This window comes from Streptomyces sp. cg35, assembly GCF_050410835.1.
Lineage (GTDB): Bacteria > Actinomycetota > Actinomycetes > Streptomycetales > Streptomycetaceae > Streptomyces.
Genome location: NZ_CP191268.1, coordinates 4079118 through 4091268, shown reverse-complemented (window position 1 = coordinate 4091268; position 12151 = coordinate 4079118). Strand labels below are relative to the sequence as shown.

Annotated in this window: 10 protein-coding genes and 1 pseudogene; 6 read left to right on the top strand and 5 right to left on the bottom strand. The window is 71.0% G+C overall.

What is annotated here, in order from left to right; translation table 11 throughout:
• Positions 1-30 precede the first annotated feature (30 nt).
• Together ACQUQD_RS18545 and ACQUQD_RS18540 are read right to left on the bottom strand one after the other, a co-directional pair.
• Entirely contained in the window at positions 31-1449 is a 1419-nt protein-coding gene (locus ACQUQD_RS18545; protein WP_428953214.1) for a glutamate decarboxylase, read from the bottom strand.
• 40 nt (positions 1450-1489) lie between these two features.
• Positions 1490-2794, bottom strand: a complete 1305-nt coding sequence (locus tag ACQUQD_RS18540; RefSeq protein ID WP_428953213.1) for an ion channel protein — start codon at positions 2792-2794, stop codon at positions 1490-1492.
• Positions 2795-2929: 135 nt separating this feature from the next.
• On the opposite strand from ACQUQD_RS18540, the gene ACQUQD_RS18535 reads away from it, so the two are divergent.
• The gene (locus ACQUQD_RS18535) at positions 2930-3694 is read left to right on the top strand and encodes a MerR family transcriptional regulator (RefSeq protein WP_428953212.1); all 765 of its coding nucleotides are present in this window, start codon (positions 2930-2932) and stop codon (positions 3692-3694) included.
• A gap of 1 nt (position 3695) precedes the next feature.
• Here the strand turns inward: ACQUQD_RS18535 and ACQUQD_RS18530 are convergent, their stop codons facing one another.
• Positions 3696-4070 carry a YbjQ family protein gene (locus ACQUQD_RS18530; RefSeq protein ID WP_428953211.1) on the bottom strand — a complete coding sequence of 125 codons (375 nt, stop codon included), beginning with the start codon at positions 4068-4070 and terminating at the stop codon, positions 3696-3698.
• 142 nt (positions 4071-4212) lie between these two features.
• Here ACQUQD_RS18530 and ACQUQD_RS18525 point away from each other — a divergent pair.
• Positions 4213-4887 (top strand): annotated as a pseudogene (locus ACQUQD_RS18525) (DedA family protein); the annotation flags it as partial.
• 227 nt (positions 4888-5114) lie between these two features.
• On the opposite strand, the gene ACQUQD_RS18520 reads toward ACQUQD_RS18525, so the two are convergent.
• The gene (locus ACQUQD_RS18520) at positions 5115-6785 is read right to left on the bottom strand and encodes a threonine/serine ThrE exporter family protein (protein WP_428953210.1); all 1671 of its coding nucleotides are present in this window, start codon (positions 6783-6785) and stop codon (positions 5115-5117) included.
• Between the two features lie 158 nt (positions 6786-6943).
• Positions 6944-7435 carry an inorganic diphosphatase gene (locus ACQUQD_RS18515; protein WP_111662754.1) on the bottom strand — a complete coding sequence of 164 codons (492 nt, stop codon included), beginning with the start codon at positions 7433-7435 and terminating at the stop codon, positions 6944-6946.
• A gap of 86 nt (positions 7436-7521) precedes the next feature.
• Here ACQUQD_RS18515 and dacB point away from each other — a divergent pair, with 86 nt between their 5' ends.
• The 4 genes from dacB (at position 7522) to hpt (ending at position 12065) form a co-directional block, all read left to right on the top strand.
• A complete protein-coding gene (dacB, locus tag ACQUQD_RS18510; RefSeq protein WP_428953209.1) occupies positions 7522-9015 on the top strand; it encodes a D-alanyl-D-alanine carboxypeptidase/D-alanyl-D-alanine endopeptidase in 1494 nt (497 codons plus the stop codon).
• 97 nt (positions 9016-9112) lie between these two features.
• Complete coding sequence (locus ACQUQD_RS18505) at positions 9113-10249, top strand: zinc-dependent metalloprotease (RefSeq protein WP_428953208.1); 1137 nt, start codon at positions 9113-9115, stop codon at positions 10247-10249.
• Between the two features lie 200 nt (positions 10250-10449).
• On the top strand, positions 10450-11460 hold the full coding sequence (gene tilS, locus ACQUQD_RS18500) for a tRNA lysidine(34) synthetase TilS (RefSeq protein ID WP_428953207.1): 1011 nt from the start codon (positions 10450-10452) through the stop codon (positions 11458-11460).
• Positions 11461-11504: 44 nt separating this feature from the next.
• Positions 11505-12065, top strand: coding sequence for a hypoxanthine phosphoribosyltransferase (gene hpt / locus ACQUQD_RS18495; RefSeq protein WP_428957597.1), 561 nt, complete (start codon positions 11505-11507; stop codon positions 12063-12065).
• Positions 12066-12151 lie beyond the last annotated feature (86 nt).

The window sequence follows — 12151 nt, the reverse complement described above, 5'->3', positions numbered from 1 at the left end:
CCGGACGCGACCTGACCCGCCGGACAGGCCCTAGTGATGGAACCCGGTGGCCGCCTCCCGGTCGCTCGTGAAGGGGTGCGGCTGGCTGCGCAGTTCCGGCAGCAGGCGGTTCAGGTCCTCGATCAGGAGCTGTGCCAGATCCGCCGAGAACCCGTTGCGGCACACCACCCGGAGCACCGCAAGATCCTCCCGGTGCGCCGGGAACGTGTACGCCGGGACGAGCCAGCCCCGCTCCCGCAGCCGCCGCGACACGTCGAACACGTCGTACGTCGTCACCTCCGGCGCCGTCGTGAACGCGAAGACCGGCAGATCGTCGCCCCGCGTGATGAGCTGGAAGTCGCCCAGCGCCTCGATGCGTTCGGCCAGGCCCCGGGCCACGTCGCGGGTCGCCTGCTGGACCGCGCGGTAGCCCTCGCGGCCCAGGCGCAGGAACGAGTAGTACTGCGCGACCACTTGGGCGCCGGGCCGCGAGAAGTTCAGCGCGAAGGTCGGCATGTCGCCGCCCAGGTAGTTGACCCGGAAGACGAGCTCCTCGGGCAGCGCCTCCGTGTCGCGCCACAGCGCCCAGCCGACCCCCGGGTACACCAGCCCGTACTTGTGCCCCGAGGTGTTGATGGACGCGACCCGCGGGAGCCGGAAGTCCCACACCAGGTCCGGGTCGAGGAACGGCGCCACCATCGCGCCCGACGCCCCGTCCACGTGCACGGGGATGTCGAGCCCCGTGCGCTCCTGGAGGGCGTCGAGCGCCGCGCACAGCTCGGCGATCGGCTCGTACGACCCGTCGAAGGTGGAGCCGAGGATCCCGACGACGCCGATCGTGTTCTCGTCGCACAGCTCGGCGGCGGCCGCCGGGTCGAGGTGGAAGCGGTCGCCCTCCATCGGCACCTGCCGCGCCTCCACCTCCCAGAAGTTGCAGAACTTCTCCCAGCAGACCTGCACGTTCACGCCCATGACGAGATTGGGCCGGGCCTCGCGCGAGGGGTAGCGGTCCGCGTTCTTCTGCGCCCAGCGCCGCTTGAGCGCCATCCCGGCGAGCATGCACGCCTCGCTGGACCCGGTCGTCGAACAGCCCACGGCGGCCGACGGGTCCGGTGCGTTCCACAGGTCGGCGAGCATCGCCACGCAGCGCCGCTCCAGCTCGGCGGTCCGCGGGTACTCGTCCTTGTCGATCATGTTCTTGTCCCGGCACTCACCCATGAGGACACCGGCCTGCGGCTCCATCCACGTGGTGACGAAGGTGGCCAGGTTCAGGCGCGCGTTGCCGTCCAGCATCAGCTCGTCGTGCACGAGCTGGTACGCCGTCATCGGCGCGAGCGGCTTGTCCGGCAGCCGGTGCTTGGGCGGCGCGTCCGCCATGCCGGCCGTCGGATCGGCCTCGGCGTAGAAGGGGTTGACGGCGAGGGTGTGCTCGCCGGGTTTCTCCGAAGGACTCTGATGCAGCGGCGACATGTCCGTGACTCCTTTGTCCGCTCCGAGAGTTCGTGAGGGCTCAGCGCAACGAGGCGCCGTCTTCCGACAGTTGCATCTGCGGCCGTCCGGTCACCAGGAGCCAAGCGGGCAATGACGCGATGCACATGAGGGCGATGATCGCGGGCGAGGCGACGAGCACGGCGGCCGTGAAGAGGCTGACCCAGCCCGACCGGGTGACGGCGAGCAGGACGCCCAGGACCCCCGCCGCGACGCCCACCGAGGCGTTCACGCCCGGCACCAGCGCGTGCGCGCACAGGCCGAACGCGGCGCCGACGAACACCGCCGGGAAGATCCGCCCGCCGCGGAACCCGCACGACGCCGCGATCAGCAGCGCCGCCAGCTTCACCACGGTCAGCACGGCGAACTCGCCCGCCGACCGGCCGTCCGGGTCCGCGGCGATCTCCTTGACCTCCTCCAGGCCCTTGAACAGCGTCAGATGGCCGCCCAGGGCGCCGAGCAGGCCGAGCACCAGCCCGCCGAGCGGCAGGATCAGCATCGGGTGGCCCAGGCGGCGGAAAGCGCCGTGCACGTACGGGAAGGCGTACACGGCGGCCATGGTGAGCGCGGCCGCCGCGCACGCGACCACGATCGCGGACAGCAGATCCGCCCAGCCCGGGTGATCGAACGGCGCGAGCCCCAGATCGAAGGAGGGGGAGGCGACCAGCGTGGTGGTCAGCGCGCCCGCCGAGGCGGCCAGCAGCGGCCCGAAGAGGTTGTCCCACAGCGAGCCCTTCAGCGGCATCGGCCGCCCCGCCAGCGCCTCGGAGACGAGCAGCGCGGCGGCGACGGGCGTGCCGAACAGGGCGCCGATGGTCGCGGCCGAGGCCAGGTTCGGCCACAGCGCGCCGGGCGACCTCGGCAGGAGCTTGCGGCCCAGCCAGAACGTCAGGCCCACGTTCACGGCGATGATCGGGTTCTCCGGACCGAGGCTCGGCCCGCCGGCCAGCATCAGGGCGGCGGCCAGCGCCAGCCCCGGCAGGACGTACGGCGGCAGCGGCTCCTCGCCGCCGAGCCCCATCGTCGCCGGGTCGGGGCCCGCGTGCCCCGGCACCTGCCAGATCACCAGGCCCACCAGGACGCCCGTCAGGGTGAGCATGACGATGATCCACAGGGACGAGTAGCGGCCGATCCCGAGCGCGTCGGGCAGATTCCCCCACAGCACGTCCTGCAGCCGCTCGGCGATCCAGCTGAGGGCGAGGAACAGCAGACTGCACGCGACCCCCACGACGAGCGCGGGCACGACCAGGGGCAGCAGGGCGCGAGCGGAAACAGCGGGGGGAGCTGCGGGGGCGGGCGGCGACGCCGCGGCGGCTTCATTGCTCACGTCGTCACCCTAAGCGGACATGCGCGGCATAACACCCGGAAGGGTCCTCGCCGTCCCGGCTTGCACCTCACGTGACGTGAGGGCCCAAGCTGATGCCCGTACGGCACGGAACGCACGCATCAGGAGGCGCGGCGGATGAGCTACGCGGTGGGCCAGGTGGCCGGATTCGCCGGCGTCACGGTGCGCACCCTGCACCACTACGACGAGATCGGGCTGCTCGTCCCGAGCGAGCGCAGCCACGCGGGCCACCGCCGCTACAACGAGGCCGACCTGGACCGGCTCCAGCAGATCCTCTTCTACCGGGAGCTCGGCTTCCCGCTGGACGAGGTCCAGACCCTGCTCGACGACCCGGCGACCGACCCGCGCGCCCACCTGCGGCGCCAGCACGACGTCCTGATCGCCCGCATCGAGAAGCTGCAGAAGATGGCCGACGCCGTCGAACACGCCATGGAGGCACAGAAGATGGGAATCCAGCTCACCCCCGAGGAGCGGTTCGAGGTCTTCGGGGACAAGGACCCCGAGCAGTACGCCGAGGAGGCCGAGCGGCGCTGGGGCGGCACCGCGTCGTACGCCGAGTCCCAGCGGCGGGCCGCGCGCTACACGAAGGCCGACTGGAAGCGCCTGCAGGCCGAGGTCGACGACTGGAGCGCGCGCTACGCCGCCCTCGTCGCGGCCGGCGAGCCCGCGACCGGCGAGCGGGCCATGGACCTCGCGGAGGAACACCGCCTGCACATCGACCGCTGGTTCTACGACCTCGCCTACGAGATGCACGTCTGTCTCGGCGACATGTATGTGGCCGACGAGCGCTTCAAGGCGTTCTACGACTCCCTGGGCGAGGGCGTCGCCGAACACCTGCGGGACGCGATCCACGCGAACGCGGCCCGCCACCAGGAGACGTGACTCACACCATCGGCTCCTGGGCGATGACGACGGCCGTCCCGTACGCGCACACCTCCGCGGCCCCGTCCAGCGCCTCGGTCACGTCGAAGCGGAACATGAGCACGGCGTTGGCGCCCCGCGCCCGCGCCTGCTCGACCAGCCGCTCCATGGCCTGATTGCGCGTCTCGACGAGCGTCTTGGTCAGGCCCTTCAGCTCGCCGCCGATCATCGACTTCAGACCGGCGCCGATCTGACTGCCGAGGTGACGCGAGCGCACGGTGAGGCCGAAGACCTCGCCGATGACCTGCTGGACCCGGTACCCGGGGACGTCGTTCGTGGTGACGACGAGCACATCCGCCTGCGGATTCTGGCCGCCGCCGAAGTCTTCGATACCCATACCGACAGGTTTGCCACAGATACGGCACAGTGCATCCTGAGAGGGCCACTGGAACCTGGCACGGACAACCGGCGTTGATAACTTTGCACCGCCATTGCTTTGCCACGCCTCTGTTTCTCAAGCCCCTCAGGAGCCCGGACCCGTGATGACGCTTGCTCTCGGACCAAGCTGGCTGGACCCGGACTACCTGCTGAACACGTTCGGCATCTGGGGCCTGCTCCTGATCGTCTTCGCCGAGTCCGGCCTGCTGATCGGCTTCTTCCTGCCGGGCGACTCCCTGCTCTTCACCTGCGGCCTGCTGATCACCTCGAAGCAGCTGGACTTCCCGCTGTGGGGCGCGATCGGCCTGATCTGCCTCGCCGCGATCCTCGGTGACCAGGCGGGCTACATGTTCGGCAAGAAGGTCGGTCCTTCGCTGTTCCGGCGCCCGGACTCCAAGCTGTTCAAGCAGGAGAACGTGCAGAAGGCGCACGAGTTCTTCGAGAAGCACGGCCCGAAGTCCCTGATCCTGGCCCGCTTCGTGCCGATCGTCCGCACGTTCACGCCGATCATCGCGGGCGTCTCCGGCATGAAGTACCGCTCGTTCATCACGTTCAACGTGATCGGCGGCGTCCTGTGGGGCGCGGGCGTGACGCTGCTCGGCTCCTGGCTGGGCAACATCGAGTTCGTCCACAAGAACATCGAGATGATCCTGATCCTGATCGTCCTGATCTCGGTGGTGCCGATCGTGATCGAGTTCCTGCGGGCCCGGAGCAAGTCCAAGAAGGCCGAGGCGGCGGAGCCGGGGGCGGTGCCGTCCGGCCAGGCGCCGGCGCAGCGCGGGCGGCACGCCAAGCGGTAGCGCTCCGCTCGGTGCGGGGTCGGTCGGTTCGGGTCGGTTCGGGTCGGTTCGGGTCGGTTCGTGTGCGTCGCCCGGTGCGGGGTGCGTCGTGGCTGGTCACGCAGTTCCCCGCGCCCCTCAGGGGTGCGGGGAACTGCGCGAGAAGACCCACCGGACCCTCACTCGGCGACGCGACAGCTACCCGGCAGACGAGAACTCCGGACCTAGAAGCCTCGCGTCCGCTTGGCCGCTCGGCGGTTCGAGGCCCCGGGGGAGCGGATGAACAGGCGGGCCATCTCGCCCCCCAGGTTCACCCCGATCGCGATGGCCATGGCGAGCGCCGCCGCCGTCGACAGCGACACCAGCCCCCGGACCACGTCGTTCTGGGCGATCGCCAGCAGCCCGAAGTACGTCGCGGAACCCGGTAGCAGCGGCCCGATCGCGGCCGTGACGTACGGCAGCGCCGAGGCGAACCGGTACCGCGAGAACAGCTGCCCGAACAGGCCGACGAGCCCGGCCGCCGCCGCGGTCGACGCCACCGGTGAGATCCCGCCCGTGTAGTGCATCGCCCCGTAGACGACCCAGGCGACACCGCCGTTCAGCGTCACGGCGAGGACCGTCGACCGCTCCTGCTGCAACAGCACGGCGAACGCCAGGGACAGCCCCATCGACGCGGCGATCTGCCACAGCCGCACGGGCTGCTCGATGACCTGCAGCCCGCCCTCGGGATTGAGGCTCGCGTGCAGCTGGACGCCCACGTACAGCATGATCAGCACGCCGATGACGATGCCCACGAAGAAGTACATGACTTCCAGCAGGCGGGCCGCCGCCGTGATGTAGAAACCGGTCAGACCGTCCTGCACTCCGGCCACGAGGGCCCGCCCCGGCAGCAGCGCGAACAGTCCACCGGTGATCACCGCGGACGCCCGCACGTCCACGTAGTCGTGCGCCAGGGTCAGCAGGATGCCGATCGCGGCGGGCGGCATCGCGGCCACCGTGAACTGGTAGAACTCCGGGAACCCGCGCCCCGCGCACAGCCACGCGAACCGGTCACCCAGCATCGCGCCGATCGCCGCCGCGATGAACACGATGACGTCACCGCCGACCAGGATCGAGGCGGACCCGGCGAGCAGCCCGCTCGCCGCGGTGAGGGCCCAGCCGGGGTAGGGGTGCCGGTTGCGTCGGATCTCCGCGAGCCGCCGGTACGCCTCCTCGAGGGTGACCTCGCCCTCCTCGTCGCTGATGTCGTCCACCAGGGCGAACACGGCGGCGAGCCGCGTGTAGTCCGTCCCGCGCCGCCGCACCGTGCGCGAGGCCGTCACCGGGTCGTCCACGAGGGACGGCTGGAAGGTGATCGAGAGCAGCGTGAACGTCACCGTCGGCTCGCACCGGTCGAGCCCGAAGGACCGGCACACGGCGAACATCGCCGCCTCCACGTCCTCGGCGCCCTCACCGCCGGCCAGCAGCAGCTCCCCGATACGCAGCGTCAGGTCGAGCACGCGCGGCACGGCGGGCCCGGCGTCGTCCTGCTTCTGCGGGAGTTCGGGCGCGGGCCGCTCGGCGACCGGCATCCGCAGCATCGTGCGCATCCGGTCCTGCCACGGCGCCTCCTTGGTCAGTCTGACCATGGGGATACCGTGCGCGGGCGTGAACGCGGCCGGCGACTGCCGGGAGCTGTAGGTCTTCGGCGGCGTGAACGCGGAGCCCTCCGCGTCGGCCGCCTCGGACGCCTGCACGCTCAGCCCTTCGGGGAGCGCGAACTCCGACGTGGTCGACGACTCCTCGTCCACCACCGGAGGCGGCGACACCACCCCGATGGGCTGCGTGAACGCACTGCGGGCCTCGTCGGACTGCGGCTTGCGGTCCTCCGGGGCCTCCGACTCCCGCTCCGTCACGTCTGTGGCACCTCTGTGCTTCCTCGCCCTTCGCTCGACCGGGTGGGCGTCCGCCTCGTATGCGTCTGCCTCCCGTACGCCTCAGTATGCGCACGAATACGCGAACGGGCCGCACGACCCCGGCAGGGAGCGTGCGGCCCGTTCATGAACGCTCGGGGTCAGTGACCGCCCTGGTCCTGAGCGCGCTTGTAGGAACGCTCGATCTCGGCCTCGGCCTCGGTGCGGCCCACCCAGTCGGCGCCCTCGACGGACTTGCCGGGCTCCAGGTCCTTGTAGACCTCGAAGAAGTGCTGGATCTCCAGGCGGTCGAACTCGGAGACGTGGTGGATGTCGCGCAGGTGCTCCATCCGCGGGTCCGTCGCCGGGACGCACAGCAGCTTGTCGTCGCCGCCGGCCTCGTCCGTCATACGGAACATGCCGATGGCGCGGCACTTGATGAGGCAGCCCGGGAAGGTCGGCTCGTCCAGGATGACCAGCGCGTCCAGCGGGTCGCCGTCCTCGCCGAGAGTGTTCTCGACGAAGCCGTAGTCCGTCGGGTAGGCGGTCGACGTGAACAGACGACGGTCGAGACGGATGCGCCCGGTCTCGTGGTCGACCTCGTACTTGTTCCGCGATCCCTTCGGAATCTCGATCGTGACGTCGAACTCCACCGGTGGCTCCTCCATGATCAACACATACGACTGGTGATTAAGTGTCCCTCACGCAGGTGTGTGATCGCGAAAGGGGCTGGTCCGCGGTGCCGGAGCTGAAGGCTTCGCAGCTCTTGACGAGCGCGGCGAAGACCGCTGCCACGTCGGCTGCGAAGGCCAAGACCAAGCACGTCACGGTAGGTGCGACGGCGGTGGGTCTCGTCCTCGCGGCTGTCGTGGTGGCCACGGCCGGTCCCTGGGACGCTTCGGGTCAGCGTAAGGCCGAGGCGGACCGGGCGGCTTCCCAGGAGGCCGGGGGTGGCGCAGATCACGGGCGTACGCCCGCCGGGGCGCCGTCCGCGGCGCCCAGCGCCCCCGCCGTCCTCGCGGCCCCCGGGGCGTCCGTCCCGGGCCCGACGAAGCACGCCCTCGCCGACGTCCTGGACCCGCTCCTGAAGGACCCGGCGCTGGGCCCCCGCCGCACGGCCGCGGTCGTCGACGCCGTCACCGGAAAGAGGCTGTACGGAAAGTCCGCGGGTGACGCGCTCATCCCGGCGTCCACCATCAAGCTGGCCACGGCGGTCGCGGCCCTCACGGCGGCGGGCCCCGAGCACCGCATCGCCACCCGCACGGCCCTGGAGAAGGACGCGAAGGAACTCGTCCTCATCGGCGGCGGCGACCCGACCCTGACGGCCCGCGAGAAGAACCCCTACGGCGCCGCCAGCCTGCGCACCCTCGCCGACGAGACGGCGGCCGCCCTCAAGAAGAGCGACACCACCGAGGTCACGCTCTCCTACGACGCCTCGCTGTACTCCGGGCCGTCCACCCACCCCATCGGCCCCAACGAGAACCTCGCCCAGGTCACCGCCCTGATGGCCGACGAGGGCCGCACCGACGACTCCACCAGCGGACCGGCGCCGCGCGCCGCGGACCCGGCGGCGTCGGCGGCGCAGAAGTTCGCGGACCTGCTGCGCGAGCGCGGCATCCGGACCAAGGGCGGCGAGCCCGGCCCGAGCAAGGCCTCCGGACAGGCCGAGGACGTCGCGAAGGTCGAGTCCCCGCCGCTGTCCGCCCTCGTCGAGCGGATGCTGACGCACAGTGACAACGACATCGCCGAGGCGCTCGCCCGGCAGACCGCCGTCGCCGCCGACGAGAGCCATGACTTCGACGGCGCCGGCCGGGCCGTCAAGAAGGAACTGCACAAGCTCGGACTCCCGCTCTCCGGCGCCCACTTCTCCGACGGCAGCGGCCTCGACCGCACCGACAAGGTCTCCGCGGACCTGCTCACCGGACTGCTCGCCAAGGCCGCCGAGCCCGACAGCACCGCACTGCGCTCCGTCCTCACCGGCCTGCCCGTCGCCGGCTTCACCGGCACCCTCAGCAACCGCTACGGCGACCCGGCCGACGCCTCGGGCACCGGCCTCGTCCGCGCCAAGACCGGCACCCTCACCGGTGTGAACACCCTCGCGGGCACGGTCGTCGACGCCGACGGGCGGCTCCTCGTCTTCGCGTTCATGACGCAGGGCGCGCCCGGCCCCCAGTCGGCCCAGGCCGGCCTGGACCGCCTCGCCTCGTCCGTCGCCAACTGCGGCTGCCGCTGAGCCCCACCGTCCCCCAGGGGACAGCCGGGGCCGAAGTGGGGGTCCGGTCCGGGTCCAACCCCCTCCGCGCAGGGAGGGGGTCACGTACCGTTGACGCATGACGAGCATCGGTGGTGTGGAGATGGTCGACTGGAACCTCGCGGTGGCGACCGCGACCCGACTCGTACGACCCGGCCCAGAGGTCAGCCGCGACGAGGCACGCGCCGTCGTCTCGGAGCTGCGCCGGCACGCCAAGGCCTCCGAGGAGCACGTGCGCGCCTACACGCGCATGGCCACGGAGGACGTGCACGACACCCCGATCCTCGTCGTGGACCGGCCCGGCTGGGTGAAGGCCAACGTCGCGGGCTTCCGGGAGATCCTCAAGCCCCTGCTCGACAAGATGCAGGAGCGCCGGTCGGGACCCGGCGGCGCCGTGCTCGGCGCGGTCGGCGGCAAGGTCACGGGCGTCGAGCTCGGCATGCTGCTCTCGTTCCTGTCCTCCCGGGTCCTCGGCCAGTACGAGACCTTCGCCCCCGCCACTCGCGACCTCCCGGCCGCCCCCGACGGCGGCGGCCGCCTCCTCCTCGTCGCGCCGAACATCGTGCACGTGGAGCGCGAACTCGACGTGGACCCGCACGACTTCAGGCTCTGGGTCTGCCTGCACGAGGAGACGCACCGCACCCAGTTCACCGCCGTGCCCTGGCTGCGGGACCACCTGGAGGGCGAAATCCAGTCGTTTCTCGGCGAGACCGAGGTCGACCCGACGACCTTCCTGGAGCGGATCAGAGAGGCCGCCCAGTCCCTCGCCGGCGGCCGTCCCGAGGGCGAGGAGGACGACGGCGGACGGTCCCTCGTGGAGCTCGTCCAGTCCCCGGCCCAGCGCGAGATCCTGGCCCGCCTCACCGCCGTCATGTCCCTGCTCGAAGGGCATGCGGACTACGTGATGGACGGCGTCGGCCCCGCGGTCGTACCGACGGTGGGGGAGATCCGCGAGAAGTTCCAGCAGCGCCGCCAGAAGGGCGCCTCCCGGCTCGACATGGCCCTGCGCAAGCTGCTCGGCCTCGACGCCAAGCTGCGCCAGTACCGCGACGGAGAGCGCTTCGTGCGCGCGGTCGTCGAGGAGGTCGGTATGGACGGCTTCAACCGGATCTGGACATCGCCCAACACGCTCCCGACCAAGGCGGAGATCGCCAAACCGGCGGACTGGGTCGCGAGGGTGCACAACAAGACAGGCGGCGCTCACGACGCCCCGTAAGCCACGCCCAAAATTGCTCAGGATCACCCATCCGAGGGACCGTAGGCCGTGGGCAGGCGTGCAATGCTCAGGGAATGGCTCGGCTCTGTCACCATCGACACACTCTGCGTGACCGAATTCACTGGATCACCGTTGAGCGACTGAGCCGTTTCAATTTCTGGCGCCCACCCCCCTAGACAACGGAATGAAGGGAACCGGACATGGGTCCCCATCCTGCGGTCGCGGCGATACGCCTGGCGGTCCGCCGCGTCCTCCACGACATCCTCAGCGCACATCCCCACGAGCCTCCCTCCGGTGAGCAGCCACTCGTGCTGGTCGCCTGCTCGGGCGGCGCCGACTCCATGGCGCTCGCCTCGGCCCTCGCCTTCGAAGCCCCCAAACTCGGCATCCGCGCCGGTGGCATCACCGTCGACCACGGTCTGCAGCCCGGCTCCGTGACCCGCGCCGAGGATGTCGTCCTGCGCCTGACCGCCCTCGGCATGACCCCCGTCGAGTCCGTCGCCGTCCAGGTCGGCCGCGACGGAGGCCCCGAGGCCGCCGCCCGCGACGCCCGCTACGCCGCCCTCGACGCCGCAGCGGAGCGCCACGGCGCCGCCGCCGTCCTGCTCGGCCACACCCGCGACGACCAAGCCGAAACCGTCCTGCTCGGCCTCGCCCGCGGCTCCGGCATCCGCTCCCTGTCCGGAATGGCCGCGGTCTCGGGGGCCGGCGGCCGTTACCGCCGCCCCTTCCTCCAGCTCGACCGGCAGACGGCCCGCAAGGCCTGCCTCGTGCAGCACCTGCCCGTCTGGGACGACCCGCACAACACCGATCCGGCCTATACGCGATCACGGCTGCGCCACGAGGGCCTGCCCGCCCTGGAGAAGGCGCTCGGCAAGGGCGTCGTCGAGGCCCTCGCCCGTACGGCCCAGTTGTCCCGCGACGACGCCGACGCGCTGGACACCTGGGCCAGGGAGGCCGCCGACTCCGTGCGGGACGCGGCCGGTCTCCTCGAATGCGCCAAGCTCTACGCGCTGCCGCCCGCCGTCCGCCGCCGCATCCTGCGCAAGGCGGCCATCGAGGCCGGCGCCCCCGCCGGAGCGCTCTTCGCCCGCCACATCGAAGAGGTCGACCGCCTGATCACCGGATGGCGCGGCCAGGGGGAGATCAATCTCCCGGGCAAAGTCGTCGCCCAGCGGCAGGGTGGCAGACTGGTCATCCGGCAAGGCTGAGTTCGCGGCTCACGTCGCGGCGGCCGGTGGGACGACCGAAAGTGATGCGGGTGGACGCGAAAGACATGGGCACCGACCTCAAGTCGGTGCTCATCACCAAGGAAGAGATCGACGCGAAGCTGGCCGAGCTGGCCGCGAAGGTCGACGCGGAGTACGCGGGCAAGGACCTGCTGATCGTCGGGGTGCTCAAGGGCGCCGTGATGGTCATGGCGGACCTGGCGCGTGCCCTGTCCACCCCCGTCACGATGGACTGGATGGCCGTGTCCTCGTACGGCGCGGGCACCCAGTCGTCCGGCGTCGTGCGGATCCTCAAGGACCTCGACACCGACATCAAGGGCAAGCACGTCCTGATCGTCGAGGACATCATCGACTCCGGTCTGACGCTGTCCTGGCTGCTGACCAACCTGGGTTCGCGCGAGCCCGCCTCCCTCGAGGTGTGCACGCTGCTGCGCAAGCCCGAGGCGGCCAAGGTCGACATCGACGTGAAGTGGGTCGGCTTCGACATCCCGAACGAGTTCGTGGTCGGGTACGGCCTGGACTACGCGGAGAAGTACCGCAACCTGCCGTTCGTCGGCACGCTCGCGCCGCACGTCTACGGCGGCTGAGTACGCGTCAGCCCCGCTCCGGCGGCCGGGAACCCTTGCGGGGTTCCCGCCGTTGGAGCATGCGAAGGCGCGTTTGTCGGTCGTCC